19 protein-coding genes and 1 tRNA gene are annotated in these 26,453 nt (G+C 40.0%); 10 read left to right on the top strand and 10 right to left on the bottom strand.

What is annotated here, in order from left to right; genetic code table 11:
- The first annotated feature begins 233 nt into the window (after positions 1–233).
- Positions 234–2,690 carry a C10 family peptidase gene (locus tag ACZ48L_RS03280; RefSeq protein ID WP_025792708.1) on the top strand — a complete coding sequence of 819 codons (2,457 nt, stop codon included), beginning with the start codon at positions 234–236 and terminating at the stop codon, positions 2,688–2,690.
- Positions 2,691–2,962: 272 nt separating this feature from the next.
- Here the strand turns inward: ACZ48L_RS03280 and ACZ48L_RS03285 are convergent, their stop codons facing one another.
- The 5 genes from ACZ48L_RS03285 to holA all read right to left on the bottom strand — a co-directional run bounded on the left by ACZ48L_RS03285 (position 2,963) and on the right by holA (position 8,275).
- Positions 2,963–3,514, bottom strand: a complete 552-nt coding sequence (locus ACZ48L_RS03285; protein ID WP_025792706.1) for an isochorismatase family protein — start codon at positions 3,512–3,514, stop codon at positions 2,963–2,965.
- Positions 3,515–3,581: 67 nt separating this feature from the next.
- On the bottom strand, positions 3,582–4,490 hold the full coding sequence (locus ACZ48L_RS03290) for a dihydroorotate dehydrogenase (protein WP_025792705.1): 909 nt from the start codon (positions 4,488–4,490) through the stop codon (positions 3,582–3,584).
- 12 nt (positions 4,491–4,502) lie between these two features.
- Positions 4,503–5,291 (bottom strand): dihydroorotate dehydrogenase electron transfer subunit, encoded by a 789-nt coding sequence (locus ACZ48L_RS03295; RefSeq protein ID WP_008822766.1) that lies wholly within the window; start codon positions 5,289–5,291, stop codon positions 4,503–4,505.
- A gap of 666 nt (positions 5,292–5,957) precedes the next feature.
- Positions 5,958–6,428 (bottom strand): helix-turn-helix domain-containing protein, encoded by a 471-nt coding sequence (locus ACZ48L_RS03300; RefSeq protein ID WP_219450941.1) that lies wholly within the window; start codon positions 6,426–6,428, stop codon positions 5,958–5,960.
- Positions 6,429–7,249: 821 nt separating this feature from the next.
- Positions 7,250–8,275, bottom strand: a complete 1,026-nt coding sequence (gene holA, locus ACZ48L_RS03305) for a DNA polymerase III subunit delta (protein ID WP_025792703.1) — start codon at positions 8,273–8,275, stop codon at positions 7,250–7,252.
- Positions 8,276–8,454: 179 nt separating this feature from the next.
- On the opposite strand from holA, the gene ACZ48L_RS03310 reads away from it, so the two are divergent.
- The 6 genes from ACZ48L_RS03310 to ACZ48L_RS03335 all read left to right on the top strand — a co-directional run bounded on the left by ACZ48L_RS03310 (position 8,455) and on the right by ACZ48L_RS03335 (position 15,165).
- On the top strand, positions 8,455–8,904 hold the full coding sequence (locus tag ACZ48L_RS03310; RefSeq protein ID WP_025792701.1) for a type I restriction enzyme HsdR N-terminal domain-containing protein: 450 nt from the start codon (positions 8,455–8,457) through the stop codon (positions 8,902–8,904).
- A 715-nt stretch (positions 8,905–9,619) separates the two neighbouring features.
- Positions 9,620–10,114 carry a sigma-70 family RNA polymerase sigma factor gene (locus ACZ48L_RS03315; RefSeq protein WP_025792700.1) on the top strand — a complete coding sequence of 165 codons (495 nt, stop codon included), beginning with the start codon at positions 9,620–9,622 and terminating at the stop codon, positions 10,112–10,114.
- Complete coding sequence (locus ACZ48L_RS03320; protein WP_025792698.1) at positions 10,111–10,803, top strand: DUF4974 domain-containing protein; 693 nt, start codon at positions 10,111–10,113, stop codon at positions 10,801–10,803. The genes ACZ48L_RS03315 and ACZ48L_RS03320 overlap by 4 nt, the downstream gene beginning before the upstream one ends.
- Before the next feature lie 4 nt (positions 10,804–10,807).
- Positions 10,808–13,354: an outer membrane beta-barrel family protein gene (locus ACZ48L_RS03325; protein WP_025792697.1), complete on the top strand. Its 2,547-nt coding sequence runs from the start codon at positions 10,808–10,810 to the stop codon at positions 13,352–13,354.
- A gap of 170 nt (positions 13,355–13,524) precedes the next feature.
- A complete protein-coding gene (locus ACZ48L_RS03330; RefSeq protein WP_025792695.1) occupies positions 13,525–14,343 on the top strand; it encodes a TerB family tellurite resistance protein in 819 nt (272 codons plus the stop codon).
- Between the two features lie 75 nt (positions 14,344–14,418).
- A complete protein-coding gene (locus ACZ48L_RS03335) occupies positions 14,419–15,165 on the top strand; it encodes a peptidylprolyl isomerase (protein ID WP_025792693.1) in 747 nt (248 codons plus the stop codon).
- A 632-nt stretch (positions 15,166–15,797) separates the two neighbouring features.
- Here the strand turns inward: ACZ48L_RS03335 and ACZ48L_RS03340 are convergent.
- Together ACZ48L_RS03340 and ACZ48L_RS03345 are read right to left on the bottom strand one after the other, a co-directional pair.
- Positions 15,798–16,622 carry a zinc ribbon domain-containing protein gene (locus tag ACZ48L_RS03340; protein ID WP_008822778.1) on the bottom strand — a complete coding sequence of 275 codons (825 nt, stop codon included), beginning with the start codon at positions 16,620–16,622 and terminating at the stop codon, positions 15,798–15,800.
- A 90-nt stretch (positions 16,623–16,712) separates the two neighbouring features.
- Positions 16,713–17,531 (bottom strand): Nif3-like dinuclear metal center hexameric protein, encoded by an 819-nt coding sequence (locus tag ACZ48L_RS03345; RefSeq protein WP_025792691.1) that lies wholly within the window; start codon positions 17,529–17,531, stop codon positions 16,713–16,715.
- Positions 17,532–18,422: 891 nt separating this feature from the next.
- On the opposite strand from ACZ48L_RS03345, the gene ACZ48L_RS03350 reads away from it, so the two are divergent.
- Together ACZ48L_RS03350 and ACZ48L_RS03355 are read left to right on the top strand one after the other, a co-directional pair.
- Positions 18,423–19,502, top strand: a complete 1,080-nt coding sequence (locus ACZ48L_RS03350; protein WP_025792690.1) for an agmatine deiminase family protein — start codon at positions 18,423–18,425, stop codon at positions 19,500–19,502.
- 110 nt (positions 19,503–19,612) lie between these two features.
- A complete protein-coding gene (locus tag ACZ48L_RS03355; RefSeq protein WP_025792689.1) occupies positions 19,613–20,497 on the top strand; it encodes a carbon-nitrogen hydrolase in 885 nt (294 codons plus the stop codon).
- A gap of 90 nt (positions 20,498–20,587) precedes the next feature.
- On the opposite strand, the gene asnA is transcribed toward ACZ48L_RS03355, so the two are convergent.
- Entirely contained in the window at positions 20,588–21,625 is a 1,038-nt protein-coding gene (gene asnA / locus ACZ48L_RS03360) for an aspartate--ammonia ligase (RefSeq protein ID WP_025792687.1), read from the bottom strand.
- Between the two features lie 266 nt (positions 21,626–21,891).
- On the opposite strand from asnA, the gene ACZ48L_RS03365 reads away from it, so the two are divergent.
- A tRNA-Arg gene (locus ACZ48L_RS03365) sits at positions 21,892–21,965 on the top strand.
- Positions 21,966–22,717: 752 nt separating this feature from the next.
- On the opposite strand, the gene ACZ48L_RS03370 is transcribed toward ACZ48L_RS03365, so the two are convergent.
- Complete coding sequence (locus ACZ48L_RS03370; RefSeq protein ID WP_025793047.1) at positions 22,718–24,988, bottom strand: monovalent cation:proton antiporter family protein; 2,271 nt, start codon at positions 24,986–24,988, stop codon at positions 22,718–22,720.
- A gap of 199 nt (positions 24,989–25,187) precedes the next feature.
- Complete coding sequence (gene pepT / locus ACZ48L_RS03375) at positions 25,188–26,411, bottom strand: peptidase T (protein ID WP_025793046.1); 1,224 nt, start codon at positions 26,409–26,411, stop codon at positions 25,188–25,190.
- Positions 26,412–26,453 lie beyond the last annotated feature (42 nt).

Here is a 26,453-nt window from a genome sequence, read left to right on the forward strand (position 1 = left end):
ACAGATACCATTTTATATATTATAAGGCGACTGTATATTTTACGACTACAAGTAGAATACGCCACACTTATACCCTTAAAAACAAAACGGCTACATTATCATAAGCGGCTATTTACGATTCTATTCAGCAAAGAAAGAACATAAATAGAAAACTATATATATTGTATCGGTACATAAAAACAACAGATTCTGTTGCCTATTAAATTTATTTATCAACTTAAAATTTAGATTACATGAGAAGATTTTTAACAATCGTATCATCTCTTGTGCTCGCATGTCAGGGACTTATGGCAAGTCCAGTTGACCAGTCACAAGCGTTAAAACTGGCTGAGAACTTCTTCGGTAAGGGAACAACCAGAGCGCAGTTGAAACTGGAGTATAAAGCTCCTTATAAAGCTGCCACACGTGCAGGACAGGCTGAGGAGAACCTGTTCTACATCTTCAATCGCGGTAATAATCAAGGTTACATCGTTGTAGCTGCTGATAACCGTGTTATGCCTATTCTTGCTTTCTCAGATGAGGGTACCCTTACTGAGGAAGATATCATGAATCACCCTTCTATTAAATGGCTCTACGATGAGTATCGTAACGAGGTAAAGTGGGCTATCGAGAACTTACCTGACAAGCCATCTTCAGAGTACTCAAGAATGTCATCTACCCGTGCTGGAAACTATGTTATCGAGATTCAGCCATTGTTGCAGTATGATAATGACAGAAGAACCAAACTTCCAAACGCTATCAGTTGGGGTCAGGATCAGCCTTTCAACCGTTATGCACCTAACTATTCATACGGTGGTAGAAGATATCCTACTGTTGCTGGTTGTGTTGCAACTGGTATTTCTACTGTTCTTCGTTGGCACAAATGGCCTCTTAAGGCAAGAGGTTCTGTAAGCTATTACTGGAAAAACCAGTACATGAGCTTGAACTTTGAGGGTAATGGACCTGAGAATGCACCTTATGACTGGAGCCAGATGCCTGCAGCTGTTGACAGCAGAGGTAATGACCGTGCTACTGGTCGTCAAGTAACTACCACACAGGCTGACAACATTGGTCGTTTGCTCCGTGACGTTGCTTATGCAGTTGAAATGGACTATAACCCAGCTTCAGCAGGTGGTTCTGGTGCATTCGTATACAAAGCTCCTAAAGTTCTCGTAAACAACTTCGGTTATAAGAAGGGACTGAGTTTCCTTGAGCGCAACAGATACACCCAGGCTGCTTGGTTGAGGGAAGTTCATGATGAGATGCGTGACTACGGACCAGTTGTATACGCAGGTTTCTCTACAGGTGGTGGCCACTGCTTCGTTCTCGATGGTTATGCATCAAACGGTTACGTACACGTAGACTGGGGTTGGAATGGTTCATCTAACGGATGGCACCTCCTCAATGTTCTCCAGCCAGGTTCAGAAGGTATCGGTGGTGGTTATGGTGGTTATAGCCAACACCAGCAGATGCTTCGTTACTTGACACCTGATCGTGACAACAATCCTAACCCTAATCCAAACCCAAGACCTGAGCCAAAACCAGATCCAAAACCAGATCCAGAGGTTCAGACTCCAGCATTGTACTCTGTTCAGCAGTACATTGAGAAGGCTCAGCAGGGTCAGGATACTAAGTTCCTCATCACCCTTGCAAACGAAGGAGGCGCAGCTTACAACGGAACATTACGCTTATACGTTCTTCCTACAAATACTGATGATTTAAGTTCTGCTACACCTATTTCTGAGGGTACAGGTAGACTTGCAAGAAGTCAGCGTGTAACATTCTCATTCTACACAAGCGCTAGCTCTACATTCAAGAATCTTGCAGCTGGTAAGTACAGCATGGTTGTAGGTTATGTTGTAAACGGTGAGGAAGTTCCTGTAAAACTTGGTTCTAACCACGATTCATGGAGAATTGGTGAATTGACAATCGAAGGCAACAACGATAATGACGAGGATCCAAATGCAGATCAGGATGTATCTCCTGAGACAGTACGCTTCTATCAGAACGGTAACTACTTAGGTTCTGACTATTCAAACATCTCTAAGAGCAGCAGCACTTTCACTGCACGCTTCTATGTGAAGTCTGAAAACGGTTACACTGGTCCTGTTAAGTTCTACATCACCAATACAAAGAACGGTTCAAATTCTGTTGGTTCAATGGTAGACAAGAACATCAAGGTTAACGCTGGTGGCCGTGGATACGTAGACGTTGTATTCCCAACAAGCAGTCTCTCAAGAGGTTACTACTACTATGTTAACATGCGTTATCAGAAGAACCAGGGTTGGTACTACTACCCATCTGCTTCTGTTCCATTCTACGTAAGAAGCTACTACTATGGTCAAGTTGGCGAAGACGGTCAACCTACTTTAGGTCCAACATACGTATTCGCTGTTGCTCCTAATGTAAACGATAACTTCCAGTCTATCGGTTACAGCGCAGAAGGTGGCGATCTTGACAATAATACAACAGGTATCAACGAAGTACAGACTGCTAGGGGTCAGTTCAGCGTTGCACCTTACGTAGCTACAAACGATATCACTATCTCTACAGCTGAAAGCGGCACTGTTAGTCTGTTCAGTGTTTCTGGTAAGTTGGTTAACAAGACAAATGTTAAGGCTGGTGATAATGTTCTTAACGTAGCTAACTTAGCTCCTGGTGTTTACCTCGTAAACATGGGTAACAAGACTCAGAAGTTCGTTAAGAAATAAAGACGAACATTGATGTATATCTTTTAAATAAAAGGAAGAGGGTGTGTCCAAATAGACACATCCTCTCTTTTTATTTCTTAAAGCTTACTCTGTCCGTAAAAGGAACAACCGTTTTCATCAAAACAGTCGACTATTTTTTAAAAACAGTCGACTGTTTTTTTGCACAGTCAACTGTTCTTTCAGAAAGGGCTAACTGTTTCGACAAAAAAGAGGATGTGTCTATTTTGACACACCCTCTCACCTTTTATTCCATAAGAAACTTAATGGACTTTTTATCTTAGACTATTGGTAAACTCTCTTAAAGCAGAACCATCATCAAGAGAAGGAGAGAACTCCTCAAGAACATTCACTTTCATACCAGCAGATATGGCACACAAATCTTTTGCGGTATTCAACACACAAACATTACCCGCTAAACCACACACATCAACTTGTTCAATTCCCAATGCCATCAACAACTTTATAATCACACTTGCTGATCGCTCATTCTGCATAATGGAATACTCATCTTTCTCTACACGATCTCCCTTATACAATAAGGTAAATCCACCCCTTGACTCATTCAGAGCGACAAGTAATGATTGCCAAATAGCAGCACCAACAGAATGCTGTACACAATGGCGTGGCCATTGCCCACCCTCTTCCACAAAGGAGCTATGATGATAAGGATGCCAATCAGAGGTAACTATCCTCACAATATACTCATCACCAGATGTCTTCACATACTCTGCCAACGCATCCATAGCCTCTGCGGCACCTGCCACAGGGAGTGAACCATTTATGAAATCGATCTGAGGATCGACTACCAACAACATTTTTTTCATGCTACATTTATACTTTTATTTGTGATACTAAGTTGCGTAATATAAATAGGAATATATTTAAGTGATCTTATGAAAGACAGTTTATAATTTCATAAATGGACTTACAACCATGGCTATCAAGCCATTCATTGATACCATCACGCACCTTTATCGTCACTTGTGGATCAAGAAAGTTTGCTGTACCTATCTGTATTGCAGTTGCGCCTGCCATAAGAAACTCTATAGCATCCTCTGCCGTTGATATTCCCCCCAAGCCAATAACAGGTATCTTAACAGCCTTTGCGACATCATTTACCATACGCACTGCTACTGGCTTCACAGCAGGACCACTTAAACCTCCTGTACGAATACTAAGCTTAGGACGACGATGTTCTATATCTATAGCCATACCCATAAGCGTATTTATCAACGAAACAGAATCAGCTCCTTCATCTTCACAAGCCCTAGCTATACTGGCTATGTCTGTAACATTAGGAGAGAGCTTCACTATCATTGTTTTATGATAATGCTGGCGGACAGCCTTCACAATGCTTGAAGCACCAGAACAAGTAACACCAAACGACATTCCTCCTTCTTTCACATTAGGACAGGAGATGTTAACCTCAATAGCAGGAATACCATCTAAGGCATCCAGTTTCTCTGCTGTCTCAGCATACGACTCTGGAGAGTTACCACTTACATTGACAATCATATTGGTGTCGATATCCTTAATCTCAGGATAGATATGCTCTATGAAGTAATCTACGCCCTTATTCTGCAATCCCACACAATTAAGCATTCCCTGAGGAGTTTCCACCATACGTGGATAGTCATTCCCTTCACGAGCCTTCAATGTCGTACCCTTAACAATAATACCTCCTATCTCATTCAAAGGTACAAAATCAGCAAACTCTAATCCATAACCAAAGGTACCACTGGCAGTCATAACAGGGTTCTTTAAATGTAAGTTATTTATCTTTACATTAAGGTCAGCCATATAACTTTCTGTTTATTTTACTTTATTATCATTCCAAAGTAATCGATTCGTATCGAATACAGGTCCATCCTTGCAAACACAAAGATTACCTTCCACTGTCTTTTCTACACAACAAAGACAGGCACCTACACCACAAGCCATCATATTCTCCAACGATGCTTCACAAGGGATAGAAGCCTGATGAGCAAACTTTGCTATTGCCATCATCATTGGTTTAGGCCCACAAGTAGAGATACGGTCAAAATGTTCTGAAACAAGAACAGAATGATTCGTAACAAAACCTTTCTCCCCTGCAGAACCGTCTTCCGTCGTAACACAAACACGTCCATAGAGCTCAAAGGCACTAAGTTGGAGTAAATCAGAGGCGGTCCGGGCACCTAAAAGAAAGACAGGCTCGGCGCCAGCTTCCTTAAGCTGCTTGCCAAAATATAGTAATGGAGCAACTCCAACTCCACCACCAACAAGCAAAATCCGCTCACCGGGATTAGAAGCTGGTGTAAACGTATTGCCTAAAGGAAGTACACAGTTTAATATATCTCCCACGTGTAGGCGCGCAAGTGCACGCGTTCCTTCTCCTATGGCAGCAACAAGCAACCATAACTCGTTTCGTTCACGGTCAAAGAAATGAACAGATATTGGACGACGGAGAAAAGTAGATGGTGAGCTGTCTACTCTCACTTCTACAAATTGTCCAGGAAGCATCTCTGGTAACGGCTTATCATCAGTTAATCGAATCAGAACATTCTTTGGATTAACATACTCTATAGATGCAACCTTAAGATCGAGGATGTACTTTTTCATCTTTACATGAATTGAAAAAACTATATGCAAAGATACACAAAAATATCCATAGAAAGCACAAGATACAAAATCCTTTTTAAGAGAGAAGCTGGAAAGAATTTCATCAAAAGATATTTTCAGACTACTACTTTTGTGGCTTTTAAGTGCTACATGCAAGTAATATGATAGTAAGATTTCCTAAACTAAGATCTAAGTCTTTTTTAAATTTACTTTGCTGTCATTTTTAACATTATACACAACATATTGATAATCAACAACTTAATTATATGCAAAGTGTGACGGGAGTGACAGCAAATTTAAAATAAGATAAACATAAGATTCATCTACTCGCCCACTCTACGCATTATAAAAGCCCAAAGCCCTCAAAAAGTTTCTTTACTTACAACAGAAAAACATATATAAATCAACCAGTAGAGAGCCTTTTCCACCTGCATTATAATCATAACCTATATGAAAAAGGAAAATAAATAATATGCTACTCACACATATAATTGAGAGAGATGCACACCACTATACCATATCATCATCTAAAAAAGCAATCATAACAACACGTGCTAAGCAACATCACCACCCGTGCTAACACCCAACTCCATAGGTGTTCGATACCAACACAAAATAGAAATGGTATGTTCACTCCTCAAAAGTACATATATTGTATACGATAATCTATTTTTTAGGAACAAATGTCTCCCATGTTTGATCATCAAAAAAGATTCGAATCTCAGTGATATTACGCTGAGGTTTGTCAATATATTTCACTTCTGTTCGAACAGTAGATTTGGGTGTACTTAGAACACGCTGCGAGTTTGATGAACCAAATCCTTGGGAGGATGGGGAAGAAGATGATGAGAAATCAAGAGCTCCTTCTAAACTTAATGCACCATCTTGACTATTTGATTCTGTAAGCACATCAGAATCGTCAGCCTGATCTTTAAACATTGGACCCTGACCATACATAAGCCAATCAAGATTGATCGTACTAAACTTACTTCGGATTGCTTCTACAGTATTAAGAGTCGGTTTTGTCCTACCCGTAAAAATACTACTGAGCGATGCAGTTGATATTCCAATGAAATCCGCAAAGGTCTGTTGAGTCATATGTTGACTCTCCATAAGCTGTCTAATTCTATCTTTCATAAACAAAATACTAAGATTTTTAGGCTGTTGAAGCCCATCTTTATGATTTTACAAAGGTAAACATAATATTTTAAATAAGCAAATATGATTTACATAAACATATCACTGCGAATTAAATTATCAAAATACACATTTACAAATATCCCGTATATAAATCTTGTGCAAATAGCATTTACAACAACAAAGCTAAATTATTAAAACAAAGAAGGCTATAACGAACTATAGAACAATTTTATCCTAACTAACTGGTTATATTACAACTAATATAGAGTCTACATAGAGAAATCTATGCATTATGCGTATTTATAGCTAAATATTATCGTTTCCATAGTTCAATATCATTAATAAATAATTGTATATCGCTGATTATCAGCGTGGTATGTAGAACATACCATGTATGAATATTTATCCATTATGATTTACGAATACATGTATATACATTTACAAAAATAACATTTAAAACCACGTGAGCATAATTCACAAGTAGAAATAGCAACTAATTTACATTACAAAACTAAATAGAATACGCTTTCGTACACAACATCGTAAACAAAAGTAAACGTCAATAAATCTTAAAAGCAAATCTACTTATGGAGTAAAGGACCATTTTTTTCAAATTTAGAGTATTCTTGAAGAGGTTATAAGTTACTCAAAAATACGCCAAAAATGAGAGGGGTTATTTTGCTGAAAGGCCCTATTTCAAAGGAAGAATCACAAAAAAAGCACTCATTTAGAGTGCTAATTCTAGCTCAAAAAAGCAGTAATTTTAGAGAATAAGCGCCATTTTTACGCTCAAAAAAGGTAGAAATCTGCTATTTTTATCAGTGTAAAATGAAAAAAATAAGCTCTTTCATCAAATCTCCAACACCAGTATTGGGATTATCAAGTCCTTTACTCTTTGCATCAGTGTCCCTAATCTTGGAAATAATATCCATCGTCTTACGCGCAGAATAGTTTTTTAAACCTATCAAAAAATCCTTTGCTCCCCAACTTGAACGTAAATCTAAAGCTGCAGCAATACCCTGTTCTGTATTTTTTTGAGGGGCATAATACGCTATCATAAGATTTTGGAAATAAGAAAAAAGTAACGGGAGAAAAGAATAAAGTGATCCTGCTTTAGGATTATTGTCAAAGTATTTGATAATTTGATTTGCCTTGAAAACGTCTCTCTGGACTATTGCATTTCGAAGTTCGAATGTATTGAAATCTTTACTCACCCCTATCTGCTCTTCCACAATCTCTGGTGTTACTCGAAGATTATCTGATGGGAGCGAAATGAGAACCTTATCCAATTCTGAAGTCAGACGATTAAGATCGGCGCCAATATGATCAGCTATCATCTGGCATGACTTGGGATCTATCGAAACTTTTTTTTGCTTTAAGTAATTCTGAATAAATTCAGGTAATTGGTAATCTCGCAACTTTTGGCTCTCAAAGACTACCCCGACAGTTTGTGCTAATCCAACAACTTTCTTACGAGCGTCAATTTTCCCGTTTTTATGACACCACACAAGGATGGTTGATTTTACGGGATTTTTGAGATACTTTTCCAAAGCATCTAACGAACGAATATTCTGAGCTTCTTTCACAATGATAACCTGATACTCCGACATCATTGGATAACGGCGCGCCATATCAGTAACTTGAATGGCATTAACATCCGAACCGAAGCAAACAGTCTGGTTAAAATCGCGTTCTTCCGGAGAAAGAACATGAGTAGCAACATAGTCAGAAATCTGATCAATATAATAGGATTCATCACCCATCAGAACATAGATGGGCGAAAACTTCCTGCTTTTCAGGTCATGTATAATACTCTGAAAAGTTGGTCCTTGCTTTGTTGGCATTTACTTTTTTATTAACTTTGCAATAGAGAAACTGTACATTCAATGTGCCAAGAAACCCCAACACATTTGGTTTACAGTACTTCATGCAAAGTTAATAGAAAACAGATAGATAACAAAATTTTCATTTCACTTTCAACTTATTCATTACACCTTATTATATATATAAGAACAATCCACACATGATGCAGCTTAACCTTCCCCCTTATCCCATCAGAGTAAAAGAGGTAAATGGGCGAAAGCAAATACTAGATATACTTCGGAGAAAATACGTAACACTCACACCTGAGGAGTGGGTACGCCAACATTTCATACACTATCTCATTGAACATAAGAACTATCCAGCCACCTTGCTGGCCAACGAAGTTCCTCTACAAGTAGGTGAAAAGAAGGTTCGTGCCGACAGTGTACTATACGATCAGCACCTTCGTCCGCGTATGATAATCGAATATAAGGCACCATCTGTCCCTATTACACAGAAGGTTTTCGACCAAATCTTCGTCTATAATATTTTACTTCACGTTGATTATCTCGTAGTATCAAATGGATTAGAAACCTATATCTGCAGAATGGATTATGATAATCAAAAATATTTATTCTTAGAAGACATTCCTAATTACCAAAATATTTGACATATAAAAGAGCCTTCTATATATAAATTCCCTATAATACCACATAAAAAAACAAGTATAAGAGGGCTATTATAATATGCAAAAACATGAGTAAGAACCGCAATTAATACGATCTTACCAAGCCCCCTAAGCACACTTATCTTAGCATTCTATTTATATATAGATAACAAAGAACCTAAGATCTTTTAAAAAACAAGACTTGTTGATATTACCATTACCCGATAAGTATGAAAACGAAGCAGTCCTTATGGAATTATCTATCAACAAGAAGCCACACATAACCCACTAAATACAAACTTATTATCCCAATATATTCCGCCTGATTTATATTGCTTCAGCTCTTTTCTTACTATCAATGACGCTCACAACAAGTAACTTTTGATCTAGAGTGAAGCCTCAACACCAGTAGTGTTAACCATCAACTCCACACGTGATGGGCTGCAACACCATTCGTGCTAAGCTGCAACACACTGATAGAAAACAGAAGAACATGGGTCAGCCAGCCATCCTAAATCAGCTTGAAGAATACTTATAACAGACTGAACAACAGTAAATATTCATCGGATATCAAAACTTTAGGGTAGTTAATATACCGCTATGTCATTTCCCCATACAGTAAATAGCTTATTAAAGTAAAATCATTATCTTTGTAATCTAATACAAAAATTCATTGTTAAGCTTTACATTTTCGCCTTCTGAGTTGTAAGGATAGTGTATGATACATGAAAATACTGACATAGAAAGACTCTTCAAATGCTATTACCAACCGATGTTCCGGGTGGCAAAAGGGATTCTCTACGACCACGATGAATGCAAAGATGTGGTGAGTGAGGTCTTTGTCAAGGTCTATGAAGAGGGTATAATACTACTTCCAGAGACGGAGGAAGGCTATTTGATAAGGGCTGTTCGCAATCGTTGCCTGAATATTATTGCACATAAAGACATACGAGAAAGGACTTCAAAACTACTTTTGAATGATACGGAGACTATTCTCTCCGAACATGACGACACCCTACTTGACCGCCTAATGCTAATTATTGAACATTTAGAACCGCCTATTCGTCGCCAGATTCTACGCCTACGTCACGTGCAAGGACTACCCTTTCAGCGCATTGCCGATGACTTAGGGGTGAGCAGAGTAACTGTGTATCACCATCTTTCAGAGGCTATTAACATCATTAAAAGGCAACTTAACCAAGCAAGACAATGAACAACAAACAATCAGAAGAGAAACAAAGGATATTCCTCAACATGCTGGATCATCCAGAGGAATACACCAAAGAACAGATTGAAGCACTACTTGCGGATGAGGAGATAAGCTCTTTTGCACACAATCTGGCTATGACTAAACGTGCCATGAACCGGCATGAGTATGAGGACATAGACGTTAATGCCGAGTGGGAAAGCTTTGCAATAGAACATTCTATACCACAAAGACGTAACTGGAAGCGGGTTGCAGCATCTGTTATCAGTGTCATTCTCCTATCAGGATTGGCGTTTGCTGCTACAGCTCAGTTGGGTATTCTACCCTTCTTTAGTAGTAAAGAGAAGGTTGAAACACACCTAAAAGCTCCTCATCTAACGGCTACAGACTCTATAAAGAAGGTGCAGGCTGAACGCAAAGCAGTTTCCGACAGCCTTACCCGAGTACTCCTTCACAAGACAGATAGTATTCCTCCGCAACCTATTGTGTTTGAGGATACATCATTGAAGACCATCGTTGATGCTATGGCAGCATATTATCATGTCGACGTGAAAGTGCTAAATCCAATATCAACACACATCCGTCTCTACTTCAACTGGGATAGACAGTATAGTCTTCAACAGAATATTGAACTGCTCAATGCCTTTAACCGCGTAAAAATTAGCTATTCTGATAACACATTAACAATAGAGTAAAGCTATGGAAAGATATCTTATTATTCTGCTACTCCTCATCGGCTCGCATGGAGTATCAGCCCAACGCATCAGTCGACAATATAATAATGTATCCATGGCACAGGCGTTGAAGGAGTTAAACCACCTGCAAAACCGATACACCGTGAACTTCATTTACAATGATTTAGAGGACTTCCGCGTTACTACTAACATCAAGAACAAGAGTGTTCCAGATGCTATTGAACAACTCATAGGCTTCTATCCCATCCGAATGACACGTCGCGGAGACGTTATCATGGTGGAATGTACACATAAGACAAGGCGACATCTGACAGGGAAGGTCATTGATGAGACCGGACTGCCAGTACCTTATGCTAACGTTCTACTATTATCTGTTGCTGATTCCAGCGCCATTTCTGGTGGAGTAACCAATGAAAGTGGCATCTTCGTTGTACCATTTGAGCCATCAAAGGTCATCGCTCGCATTAGTTACGTGGGTTATAAACCAGTTTATCGTACCTTTTCAACAGAACAAGCAGGTATCATTCAGCTTCAACCCGATGCCCTAAAGCTGAAGGAAGTGACCATTAAAACGTCCCGTCCACTATACAAACAGACCTGTGGAGGGATGAGTATCAACGTTGAAAATTCCCTTTTATCGAAATTGGGAACGGCAATGGATGTCTTAGGACAGCTCCCTCGCGTCACAACCAATGGTGATAATGTGCAGGTGTTTGCCAAGGGTACACCGCTTATATACGTCAATAATCGCAGAATAAGCGACATGAAAGAACTTACGGAACTAAAGTCTGACAACATAAAGAGCGTAGAAGTCATTACAAGTCCCGGCGCTCAATACGATGCACAAGTACAGTCTGTCATCCGAATCAAAACTATTCGCAGGCAAGCTGACGGTCTTAGCTTTCGCAATGATACTCAGATAGAATACAATGGGCAGTGGACAGGTTCGGAGGCAACCAAGTTTACCTATCGAACTAAGCACTGGGAGCTTTTCAATAACCTCACTTGGATGAACTATAAAGACCAAGAGAAGAATTATCTCTGCTCTCAAATACATACCAGTGGAGAGGATATTGAGACGCACCAACATATCAGATACGAGGGTAACCATAATATCTTTTACGAAAATATTGGTGCATCTTACTTGATAAATGATAGCAATACCATCGGTGGAGCTTATCGTTATTACACCGACTATCACATGGATGGGTCTATAGATAACAACCAAAACATCTATAAGAATGGTACTTTAGAAGGAACAATAGCACAGAAAGGAGACGTGGAAGTACGTGTTCCTGCTCGACATCAGGCAGACTTGTATTATGTGGGACGGCTTGGAAAACTTAGCATAGACTTCAATGCTTCTTACATGAGTATAGGCACAAAAGAAAGACATGCCCAATCGGAACACTCCAACGAGTTCCCTAACCGTGAAGTACACTCCACGGGTAACCAACACAGCAACCTCTGGGCTGGGAAACTGGTTCTTAGTCACCCGTTATGGGGCGGAAATATATACTGGGGAACGGAACTTTCCTGCACAAACTCACGTGGAGATTTCAATAACAAAGAGCAGATTGTAGCGGCATCAGAGACCAATATCAAGGAGAGGTATCATGCGCTATTCACTGAATATACCCATTCTTTCGGCAATTTCACACTTAACACAGGACTACGATATGAGCATGTGACATCCGAATATTACTCTTTTGGAGTGAAGCAAGACGATGCCAGTAAACATTACAGCAATCTCTTTCCCTCCTTCTCACTATCATGGAATCATGAGAAATGGAGCTTTCAACTCAATTATAGCAACAAAATCCATCGTCCAAGCTATCGTTCTCTGCGTAACTTCATACAGTATAACAATCGTTATGCTTATGAAGGAGGTAATCCGGAACTGCATCCTGAACAGATACATAACGTAGAAATAAACGGGATATATCGTTGGTTGAGTCTCTCTATAGGCTATAAGTACAACAAAGATGTGATGTTTTGGAGCCATAAACTATACAATAACCAAGCTATCTCATTCTCTTCAACCTACAATTATGACCATTCCGAGAACTTCTATGCCACTCTTACTGCATCACCTAAGTTTGGAATCTATCAGCCAACAGCAGAAATCAATTATATACAACAGCATTTCCATGCACCATTGGATAATGGTACATTAGTAAAAAACAATCCCTGCATTGCTATCTCACTACGTAATCAGTTTGCTTTCTCTAAGACTTTCATGGCAAGAGTTGACTTCAGAGCACGCACAAAGATATATGATGGCTTTCAAATATCCAATGGATGGGCAAGAATGAATCTTGCTTTGCGCAAGACATTCTACAATAATCGCCTAATATTCATACTCTCTGCAGACGATATTTTTAAGTCCGAACGTGAACAATGGACGCTTCATGGCTATGGAACAATATTAGACAAGGACTGCTACAACTACTCCCGCGCCATATCACTGACCGTAACTTATAACTTCAATACCAAACGAAGTAAGTACAAAGGGACAGGAGCTGGTAATGCAGAGAAGTCCCGCTTATAAGCCTTTGATAGTGTCGACAAACAAGAAAGGATATAGGAGAATAGGCAAAAACAAGATCCTACAACTTATAAAAAAGAAAATTACCACTCCTTTGGCACTATCTTTGCCAATTAACTAATATATAAAGGAATGTAGATACAAGAAAAGAACAACCCATAAAAACAAAGAATATGGCAATAGGAAGGTGGATTGGAGGAGCACTTGGCTGGATCTTAGCTGGTGGTAACATCTTAGGTGCAGTGGCAGGGTTCTGCATTGGTAGTATGTTAGACGAAGCTTTGGATAGCAACAACACAGACAACACTACAGGAAATGGCTTCAATGGCATGAATGAAAATGGCTTCAACAATACACGACCGTATGAAGAAGCACGTAATTCCTTCCTCTTTTCTATGCTTGTCCTCTCTTCTTATGTTATCAAAGCGGATGGTAAGATCATGCATTCTGAGATGGAATACGTCAGACAATTCCTACGTCAGAACTTCGGAGAACAGTCTGTTCAACAAGGAGAAAGCATCTTACGAAGGTTGTTTGAGATGCAAAAGCAGCAAGGACCTTATCAGTTTAAAGAGACAATCCGCCAAAGCTGTGTAGAGATAAGACTCCATATGAATACCAGTCAGCGTCTACAATTACTCAACTATCTGGTAATAATAGCCAAGGTGGATGGTACTGTAAGCCCTGAAGAAGTCACAGTACTGAAGGAAATAGCCTCTTATTTAGGGCTATCAGAGCAAGATGTGATCTCCATGCTCAATCTTGAAAGTGGCTCAACGTCTACTGTCGACATTGAATATGCGTATAAAGTTCTGGGAATCAGCTCATCTGCAACAGACGAGGAGGTAAAGATTGCCTACCGGAAGATGGCTCTGAGACATCATCCAGACCGTGTCTCAGCCTTAGGAGAAGATGTCCGCAAGGCTGCAGAAAAGAAGTTCCAAGAGATAAATGAGGCAAAAGAACGCATCTTTAAAGCAAGAGGAATATAACATTCAACAATACTCGCGCTGAACATTCACAATAAAAACAATATTATATACCGTGCTTTTAAATCAAAGAAAGATATGGCAACAAGACTGAAAATAAAGACATCAGAGGGTGATATCATCATAAGGCTCTATGATGAAACCCCACAACACCGTGATAACTTTCTGAAACTTGCAAAGGAAAAATACCTTGATGGTACAATCTTCCACCGTGTTATCAAAGACTTTATGATACAAGGTGGCGACCCAGAAAGTAAGAATGCTCCTAAAGGGAAGATGTTAGGAACAGGCGGACCAGACTATACTATCCCCGCAGAGTTTGTTTATCCACAATATTTTCATAAACGTGGCGCACTAAGTGCAGCACGTACTGGAGACGAAGTGAACCCAAACAGGGAAAGTAGTGGTAGTCAGTTCTACATCGTTTGGGGTAAAACTTACAAGCCTGCTGAGCTAAAACAGATGGAACATCAGATGGCTATGCAACAAGAACAAAGTGTCTTCAATGAACTTACAAGGCAGCATCGTGATGAAATCATGGACCTCAGACGCAACCGTGACCGTGCAGGACTGCAGACATTACAAGATAAACTTATTGAAGAGACCAAAAAGATATGCAAACAAGAAGGTAAATCAGGATTTACCCCAGAGCAGATTGAGGCTTACACCACGATAGGCGGTACACCTTTCCTTGACAACCAATACACTGTTTTTGGTGAAGTAGAGGAAGGACTCGATGTCGTTGAGCGTATTCAGGACTGTGATACAGACCAGAATGATCGCCCTAACAAGGATGTAAAGATAGAGTCTGTTGAAATTCTGTAAGCCGTTGGGAGAGTAATCACATGATGTGATAGATAGTAATAACCCTGTTATGACCATCCCAACAGATGTTCATAACAGGGTTGTAGTTTTCTTTACAGATAGAGATAGCAGGCTAAACGAAAAACAAGATAAAATACATTATTTTCCGTTTTGTAACATACAGATTATCAGTAGCTTACAAACATCCAAGTAAAAGACGCCCTTTTGCATTGCAGAAGGGCGTCTTTTACCATTCAAAAGGGCACCTTTTACCATTCAAAAGGGCATCTTTTACATCACAAAAGGGCATCTTTCATTTTATAGCTATGAATACTTCTTACAAAAATAGGATACAGAGTACTCATGAATAGGAATGTCTTTTTATCATGAGTCATCATCTTTTCTGTACCTCAACGTCTATTCATTACTCAGCCTTCTTCCCATACAAGCAGAGCAACAGTCAACCATATAGAACACCACTAATAGCAAGATAAACAACGAATAGACCATTAGACAAAGGATAATAAGAGACAACATGCAAAGAAAAAGTAAACCATCAAAATCCCTTTTATAAACGAAAAATCCTCAGCCCATCAATGGACTAAGGATCCTTTTATCTCTTTTTAAAGGTGAGAAAGCCGGAAAAACCTTCCTTACTCCTCCCCTTCTTCCTTCTTCTTACGTGTTGCTCTGCGCTTCTTAGGCTTCTCTTCACCAGCCTTTTCAATCTTTACACCTGCCAATTCTGGGTCAATCAAGATACGACCACAGTACTCACAAACGATAATTTTCTTATGCATCTTCACATCCAACTGGCGCTGAGGCGGGATCTTATTGAAGCAACCACCACATGCATCACGCTGTACGTAAACGATACCAAGACCATTACGAGCACCACGACGGATACGTTTGAAGCTGCGAAGGAGTCCTGATTCTATCTTAGTCTCAAGCTCTGAAGCCTTATCTTTTAGCAAACCTTCTTCCTCACGAGTCTCTTGCATAATCTCATCAAGCTCATTACGCTTCTCCTCTAAGGCCTTCTGACGGTCTTCAAGGAGCCCACGATTAGCTTCCAAGTCCTTCTGTTTCTCCTCAACCTTGTACTGAGCCTCCTTAATCTTCTTATTACAGAGCTCAATCTCAAGTGTTTGGAACTCTATTTCCTTTGTAAGTGTATCATACTCACGGTTATTAGCAACAGTATCCAACTGCTTGTTATAACGCTCTAAGCTTGCTTGAGCCTCAACAATATCACCCTTTTTCTGGGTAATAGCACGCTGATAATCCTTTATATCCTGCTCAATCTTCTCAATACGAGTACGCAAACCTTCCAGTTCATCTTCCAAATCACGTACCTCAAGTGGCAGTTCTCCACGCAATGCACGCTTCTCATCAATCGCTGACAACGTTGTCTGCAACTGGAAAAGATTCTTCAGCTTTTCCTCTACTGGTAACTCTTTTGGATCTTTCTTTGCCATAATTCTTATATATTACTTAATTCAAAATTCATTTTATATTGTAGTTTACTCTTCAACCAGCCCACGGTCCTATTCCAAAATAGGCTCTTGTCAACTAAAGTAAACTATTGGGTTCGTATTTATCTCTGATATACAGCACTTCACACCGGGGCAATCACGCTCTATTACATCACGTAAAACCTCTGTCGTATATTGTTCACTTTGGTAATGGCCGATGACACAAAGCTGTATCTCCTGCTCATGTCCGAAGAACTCATGATAACCCATCTCACCTGTAATGAAGGCATCTGCACCAGCATTAATTGCATCTTGCAACAAGAATGAGCCAGAACCTCCGCACAGAGCAACTGTCCGTATATCCCTCCGAAGCAGTTCATTGGCTTGTACACATTCCACATCAAACTCCTTCTTTAGTAACAATATCAGGTCATCAGCTGCTAAAGGAGTATCAAAACAACCGATAACGCCATCTCCGCCTGTTACCTTTTTATCTGTCAAAGGATTGGTCACAACTTTCTCACGTCCAAAGAATCGGACGTCTCTAAGCCTTAACTTCTCTGCAATTTTGAAGTTTACACCACCAAAAGCAGCATCTAAGTTCGTGTGCATAGCTACTATAACGATATCATTCTTGATAGCTTTTATCACCGTACGTTGTACATAGTTAGCATCAGTGACCTGAGATAGTTTCCGAAAGATAAGCGGATGGTGTGCAACAATTAAGTTGCAACCTTTTGTAATGGCCTCATCCACTACCCTTTCAGTCACGTCAAGACACAATAAAGCCCCTGATACTTCCGCCTCTGTCAATCCAACTTGCAAGCCGGCATTGTCATACTCTTCCTGCAAGGGCAAAGGCGCGAACCGTTCAAGGGCATCAATTACTTCCTTTATTTTCACGCTACGCATAAGTTTTAGACTGCAAAGATAAGAAATTTATTCAATTCTTACAATATACATGCCCCAATATTTACGATATAAGGTTTATCTTTCTAATCCTACATTATTGCATATTAGAACTTCAAAGGCTTCCTTTCTCAAAATTACAAGGGCCTTGTAGAAGAATTACAAGGCGTCGGTAATACTATTACAAAGGCCTTGTAGAAGAATTACAAAGGCCTTGTAATCTTCTGTAATACGCACATTCATGCGCAAAAGTGCCATAGTAGACCTTTTAAAATCCCCTTTTTTAATGTTCAAAGGGGAAGTAGAAGCAAGCTGAAAGGAGAAAATTACAAGGAAAAGAAAATCGGACTGAAATCCATTTGGATTACAGCCCGATACCTTTCTATTATTCTCTCAAACTTTTTTTCTTGCTATGACTCTATCAAACTCGAGTCTCTGACTTATGCCAAGCAGTGTACACGTCCCATGTTATACTCTCTGATGACGTTTGTCAGATAATGGAAGACCTTACGTGTAAGGCTTGCCTTCATGATTCTTTCTTTCATAACGTGTTCTTTTTTTCTTGTTTTACAATCTTGTTACCTTTACTACTTCTCACTAATCCTATTGAGATTGAAGCCTGTACAATACTATCCTGAAAAATAGTGGCAATCTATTTTAGTACATCAAATTAGGGATTATAACCCCATAATGTTTCGTTTTGTGGATGCAAAGGTAATGGTAAGGACTGATTTATACAAAGAAAGTATCCATCATGATTTAAAAATATTACAATTAATTGACCTCCATCAAACCTATTGATGCATATCATGTAGCATATATACGATGATACATTCCATAAAAAACACATATAGTATTAGTATGAATAACATTTTCTTTTCTTATCTTTGCAGTATGGATAAGAACGAATTTCATAGCTTTCGGTTACCTGCAGAATGGGAACAGCAAGACGGTATTATGCTGATATGGCCACACGAAGATACTGACTGGCGTCCTTATCTGGAGGAGATTACTGAAGTATATCTGCAGATGGCTGATGCCATTACCCGTCATGAGGAGTTGTTGATCACTGCACGTGACATTGAATCAGTAAGGTTATTGTTGGCAGAAAGACTATCAGAGGAACAGATAAGACGAGTAACGCTCTTTGCTTGTGACAACAATGACACGTGGGCTCGTGATGTTGCACCCATCACCATCCTGTCTAGTGGGGAGCCAAAGGATTACTTCCATCCAAGACACCTACTTGATTTTTGTTTCAATGGATGGGGAAAGAAGTTTACAGCAGAGAAAGATAACAGAATCAACCGACAGGTTTACAAGGCCGGACTATTCCATGGAACATTGGAAAATCATAAAGATTTTGTTCTTGAAGGTGGTTCCATTGAGAGTGATGGTGACCAAACACTTTTCACAACCACAAGCTGCTTGATGGCACCACACCGCAATCAACCGCTAACAAAAGAGGAGATTGATGAGAAATTACGCTCACTCTTCCCAAATGTAGAGCGTGTCATATGGCTTGATCATGGACAGTTAGCTGGCGACGACACTGACGGACACATTGATACTATTGTCCGTATTGCTCCAAATGACACCTTATTATATATAGGATGTGACGATAAAGAAGATGAACATTATGAAGATTTCCGTCTCTTAGAAGAGCAACTAAAGCAGTTACGTACGACCAAAGGCAAACCTTATCGCCTATTACGTCTGCCCATGCCTGATGCTATCTATGACGAAGAAGAGCGCTTGCCGGCGACTCATGCCAACTTCCTTATCATCAATGGAGCGGTTATTGTACCTACATATAACCAACCAGAAAAGGACAAAGTAGCATTGGAAACAATACAGACAGCATTCCCTGACCGCGAAATCGTGGGTATTGATAGCCGTACTATCATAAGGCAACATGGTTCTATACACTGTTTGACGATGCAATTTCCCTCTCTTTCGCCTAAAGAAAGATAAGATTTCCAACACTATAATAATATGTAATCCAAACCATCCATAGTCTCTCTACCCCTCTCATGCAGAAGGATTAATAGAGAGATAATGGAGAAAGCAAAGGAATTTTCTATATGAAAGAAATAAAAATAGGTATTATACAGCAGCACAATGTTGCTGACATAAAGAATAATATCGAACGCTTGGCAGAGAACATAACCAACCTTGCACAACGCGGAGCACAACTCATCATACTGCAAGAGCTACATAACTCGCTTTATTTCTGCCAGACTGAAGACGTAAACAAATTCGAATTAGCAGAGACGATACCTGGTCCTTCTACTGAATTCTACGGAGAACTAGCGCGGGAACTGGGTGTTGTCATCGTAACATCACTCTTCGAAAAGCGTGCACCAGGGCTCTATCATAATACAGCAGTAGTCATTGAGAAAGACGGAAGTATTGCTGGAAAATATCGGAAGATGCATATTCCAGACGATCCTGCATACTATGAGAAGTTCTATTTCACACCTGGCGACCTTGGATTCCATCCCATTGACACCAGCGTCGGGCGACTTGGAGTACTCGTTTGTTGGGATCAGTGGTATCCGGAGGCAGCACGTTTAATGGCGCTACAGGGTGCAGAAATACTCATCTACCCTACTGCTATTGGTTACGAAACCAGTGATACAGATGAAGAACAGCAACGCCAACGTGAAGCATGGACAACTGTTATGCGCGGACATGCCGTTGCCAACGGCTTACCTGTCATCGCTGTAAACCGTGTAGGATATGAACCTGACCCAAGTAAGCAAACGGGTGGCATTCAGTTTTGGGGCAGTAGCTTCGCCGCAGGCCCCCAAGGAGAACTGCTTTTCCGTGCCAGTGACAATGAAGAAGAGGGCATTATCATCAATATTAACATTGGTCATAGCGAACAAGTACGCCGCTGGTGGCCCTTCTTACGCGACAGAAGGATTGATGAATATGGGGAGATAACAAAAAGATTTATAGATTAACCCATTATTATTTCATACAAAAAAGGGTGTATTAAATAGCCTGTTTATAGGGGAGAACCTATGATAGGCTATTTGATACACTCTTGTTTTTTATATCAGCGACATCCCTGCGGCTTCACATTCCTGACGCATCTCGTCTGACCAGATGCTTGCTTGTATCTCACCAATGTGTGCCTTGTGCAGCATTACCATACAGAGACGACTCTGTCCTATACCTCCTCCGATACTCAATGGTAGCTTATCGGAGAGCAGTTGCTGATGGAAGTAGAGTTGTTCGCGCTCTTTCTGTCTCTCAATCTCCAACTGACGAAGTAGTGCAATCTTATCAACACGGATACCCATGGATGATAACTCAAAGCTACGTCCTAATACTGGATACCAAATAAGGATGTCACCATTCAGACCAACCTTGCCATCTTCTGCCACAGTTGACCAATCATCATAGTCAGCTGCACGCCCATCATGCTTCTCACCATTACTCAATCTGCAACCAATACCCTCCACAAAGACTGCACCATACTTCTTACAGATGGCATCTTCACGCTCCTTTGGAGTCTTATCAGGATACATCTCTAACAATTCCTGCGCATGTATAAAATGAATATCCTTAGGAAGGAAAGGCTTCAACTGTGGATAAGCCTCGCAAGTAAGGAACTCTGTACGAAGGATTGCACCATAGATACGACGAACAATGTCCTCTAAATAATGTCTTGTCCTGTCACTTTCTGTAATAACAGCCTCCCAATCCCATTGGTCAACATAAAGAGAATGAAGGTTATCCAGCTCTTCATCAGCACGTATAGCATTCATATCGGTATAGATACCATAGCCCGGCTGTATCTCATACTCGGCTAATGTCAGTCGTTTCCACTTCGCCAAAGAGTGTACAACTTCAGCCTGTGCGTCTCCCAAGTCCTTTATTGGAAAAGAAACTGGACGTTCAACACCATTGAGATCATCATTAATTCCCAGTCCTTTCAATACAAATAACGGGGCTGTAACACGACTCAAGCGCAGTTCTGTTGCTAAATTCTGCTGAAAAAAATCCTTTATCAATTTGATTCCTTGTTCCGTTTGCCGCTTACTAAGCAATGCTTTGTATCTTTCTGGCTTTATAAGTTGACCCATTATATCCCTTTCTTTTATATTCTTCTACCTATTATCATTATTGCCAACAAAGTTACATATTATTAATTAAACTGCAAAACTAAGAACAGAATCTTTGGTCATAATGACACTTTTATCTCATTTATTATAACTTTTTGACATCAGCTATTACCAAAAACATTATCTTGTGCATATCCTAAGACCGTAGCATGACCACCTATAGGACATATTATCTTATGTTTTATTTTGACTTTTGCCAACTTTACAGTACCTTTGCAGCATCATTTGGCTCCGTAGCTTAGCTGAATAGAGCGTCAGATTCCGGTTCTGAAGGTCTTGGGTTTGAATCCCAACGGAGTCACTAAGAAAGTGAAAAGCCTTATTACATTTAGCCGAATGAGGTCAGAAAAATGTTCTGAAGGTATTGGGTTTGAATCCCAACGGAGTCACTAAGAAAGTGAAAAGCCTTATTACATTTAGCCGAATGAGGTCAGAAAAATGTTCTGAAGGTCTTGGGTTTGAATCCCAACGGAGTCACTAAGAAAGTGAAAAGCCTTATTACATTTAGCCGAATGAGGTCAGAAAAATGTTCTGAAGGTCTTGGGTTTGAATCCCACGGAGTCACTAAGAAAGTGAAAAGCCTTATTACATTTAGTCGAATGAGGTCAGAAAAATGTTCTGAAGGTCTTGGGTTTGAATCCCAACGGAGTCACTAAGAAATTATCATTATGGGAGAATTAAGTGCTATTATACTTAATTCTCTCTTTTATTATAAATAATGTGACAGGTTACATGTGCCCACAAGAGCTACCACTATCTACTATTTAATGTAAGATTAATTCGCATTTAAGATTTAATAGATGCTCTTTTACATTCTAAAAGGTGCCCTTTTACCAAACAAAAGATGCCCTTTTACATGCTAAAAGGGCATCTTTTGCAATGCAAAAGGGCGTCTTTTACATTGCCATTCATAACGTTCTGTTTTACAGATAGATACAGAAGTGCAATTTATGCATATCCTCCAACATTACAGTAAATTTGCTTTTGTTTTCTGTAAAGACATTTCATATTTTACAATCTACCACTTACCAGCAAACCATTCTAACTCTCCTATCATCCCAAAGCTTGAATAGTTTCTAAGTTATGTTCCTCACCTACTATCCAAAGAACGTCTCCTGCTTGCAGACAACGTGAAGGTGTGATTAGTGTAAGGTTCTTCTGCCCTTCATCAACACCTACTACCATACAGTTATATTGGTCTCTGATACCACTCTCTTTCAGCGTTTTTCCAATAAACGGACTCGTAGAAGAGAGTTTGAAACAGCGCAGTTTCATCTCACGTTCTTCTATATGTATATCCTCAGGTATCAGCTCAGACTTCACGGCTGTTGAGAATGCCGTGAGCTGTTCGTCATTACCAATGACCTGAAGTTTATCTTCTGGGAACACAATTGTACCCCCATTAGGAATATTTATACGAACAGAACCACGAAGAATACTGCTCACATGCACACCAAATCGGTTACGTAGGCGAAGACTTTGCAATGTTTTTCCAGCCCATGAAGAATCTTCTGGCACTTCAATGTTGGCAATATGTATGTCACGGTCTATCAAATGGTCAGCAAACAATGGTTTCTTACGCCCATGTACTTGTGCCTCTATCTCTCTACTCCGCAGGTTCTGAACAAAGAGACGTTCTAATTTTATGCTCCTTTTCTTCAACCTTCGGGAGAGAATTATAAGTGTGAGTATACCAAAAGCAATGGCAATCATCAGTGCATTTTGGAAGCGTGTCAGGTAATTGCAGATATAAAAGATAAAACTAACTGCAACAATGACACGTACAACACCCGTAGCTATCAGCGGAAGACGGTTTATACGCCGGTCAGTCCATAAGGCTTTAAAGGCTTCAGAGTGGTTTCTCTTCATCACAATAGCACGTAAGAAGGGTGAAATAAAGGCTACTGTAAGTAGTCCACAGACAGCATTACCCGCCCAATGACTCCCCGTCCACTCAACAGAAAACTTCCTACAGATAGGTAATACGATAGAGAACATAAGCGCAATAACCGCAGAAGAAAGTATTCCATAGATGAGTGTATTGACCAACATACTCTTTAAAAGACTCTTCCACTGGCTTTCAGATGCTGCATTTTCACCAGAATCATTATCCTGAATATGCGTAAGTCGACGCACCCAGCGCTTAGGTAGATGTTTAATAAGGAAGTTATACATAGGCTCAGCAGCCCGGATCATGTAAGGAGTAAGGAACGTTGTTATGACAGAAACAGCAACAACAACAGGATAAAGATAATCACTAATAACATGAAGGGAGAGACCTAAAGAGGCAATGATAAAAGCAAATTCACCTATTTGAGCCATAGAGAATCCACATCGCATGGCATTTTTAAGTGTCTGACCACCGAGAAGATAGCCTAATGTACCAAAAAGAGCCTGTCCTATAAGGATGGTTAAGACAAGAAACAAAATCGGTAGAGCATAATCAATGAGGACTTGTGGGTCTACCAACATACCTACAGAGACGAAGAAGACTGCTCCAAAAAGGTTTTTTACAGGGTCAACAAGACGGATAATCTTATCTGCTTCTATCGTCTCTGCCAATATACTACCCATGACAAAGGCTCCAAAAGCTGCACTAAAGCCTACTTGTGTGGAGAGAACAGCCATCAAGCAACAGAGACCTAATGACACTATAAGAAGCGTCTCACTATTGAGAAACTTACGAACGGAACGTAATATCAGAGGAATAGCAAATAAACCAATCACAAACCACAGTACAAGAAAGAACCCAATCTTGGCTACACTCACCAAGATCTGCATACCATTAGGACTTGCATCACGTGCTAAAGTGCTAAGCATTACCATCATTACAATGGCAAGAATATCTTCAAGGATAAGCACACTCATCACTGTGGCAGCAAAACTCCGCTGAGTTAACCCCATATCAGAGAATGCTTTATAGATAATAGTGGTAGAACTCATGGCTAACATACCTCCAAGGAAGATACAATCCATCTTCTTCCACCCAAAACAATAGCCCACAATCATCCCTAATGTCATCATACAAGCAATTATCGTGCTTGCTGCCACAATGGGAGAAGAGCCCATCTTCAGAATCTTTTTGACGGAGAAATCAAGTCCCAATGCAAACAACAAAAAGATAACACCTATGTCAGCCCAAGTCTGAATATCGCTTTTATCTACGACACTCATCAGATAAGGCATATGAGGTGACACCAGAAAACCTGCTACGATGTATCCTAATACTAATGGTTGCTTTAGCTTTTTGAATAATAATGTTACGAATCCTGCTACTACAAGGATGAGTGCAAGATCTTCAACAAGTGATGGTAGTTCTGCCATAATGGGATGAGTTAGAGAAGTTTAAGGAGTTAAAGAAGTTAGAGAAGTTATACCGAAAAAATCTTTTTCCAGCCTTTCTTTCAGATTGGAAAAAGGCATAAAGCACTTCATTGTTAAAGAAAAAGGGGCTAAACCTACATGTATAAGAAATTAGGTTTAGTCCCCCCTCAGTACTTTTTATCTAAAGACAAACATGAGCTTAATCATTAAACTCCGCTGTTAATCGGCATATATTGATGATAACCTGCATTGCTTTCTCCATTACTTGTACGGAAACGAACTCGTATGGGCCATGGAAATTAACACCACCAGCAAAGATATTAGGACATGGCAGTCCTTTGAACGAAAGCTGAGCACCGTCCGTTCCACCACGAATAGGCTGTACTTTAGGAGCAACATTAGCCTGCTGCATAGCATGAAGAACCAACTCTATAACATGCATATTAGGGTCTATCTTCTCCTTCATATTATAGTATTGGTCATTCAGCTTCAGTTCTACGGTTCCTTCACCATACTTCTCATTCATCTTCTTCACGCAGTTTTCCATGAAACGCTTGCGGTCTTCGAAGTGGTCACGGTCATGGTCACGGATGATATAACTAAGCTTTGCCTCTTCACAACGGCTCTCTATACCAATAAGATGATAGAAACCTTGATAGCCTTCAGTCGTCTCAGGGATTTCATCAGATGGTATCATTGCATTGAATTCACATGCCAAACGACTAGCATTGACCATCTTTCCCTTAGCATATCCTGTATGAACGCTCACACCATGTATAAGGACTTTAGCTCCAGCAGCATTGAAATTTTCATATTCAAGTTCACCAAGATCACCACCATCAATGGTGTAACCCCATTCACATCCAAACTTTTCAACATTGAAATGATGTGCTCCTTTTCCAATTTCCTCATCTGGATTGAAAGCAATGCGGATGTCTCCGTGTTCTATTTCGTTATGATCACGAAGGAAACACATTGCCTGAACGATCTCAGCAATACCTGCTTTATCATCTGCACCCAGCAAAGTTGTACCATCAGTAACTATAAGATCTTCCCCTTTGTGCTCCAAAAGCTCTGGGAACATACGTGGCGAGCTGATCATATTAGGGTTTAACTCTATGTCACCACCATCGTAATTCTTCACAACTCGTGCCTTAATATTTGCACCACTCGCATCAAGAGCAGTATCATAGTGGGAGATGAACCCGATAGTAGGCACCTTTTTCTTGGTGTTAGAAGGAAGTGTGGCGTAGATATAGCCCATCTCATCCATCTCGACATCCTTCATTCCCTCACGTTCAAGTTCCTCCTTGAGATATTTAGCAAAGACAAGTTGCTTCGGAGTACTTGGTACTGTATCGGAGTCTTCTGCCGATTGTGTATCAAACTTAGTGTAATTTATGAATCTTTCTACTATTTCCATGATGTACGGATATTTAGTTGTATGTCTTGCAAAGATACAATT

Source organism: Prevotella histicola (genome assembly GCF_055385135.1).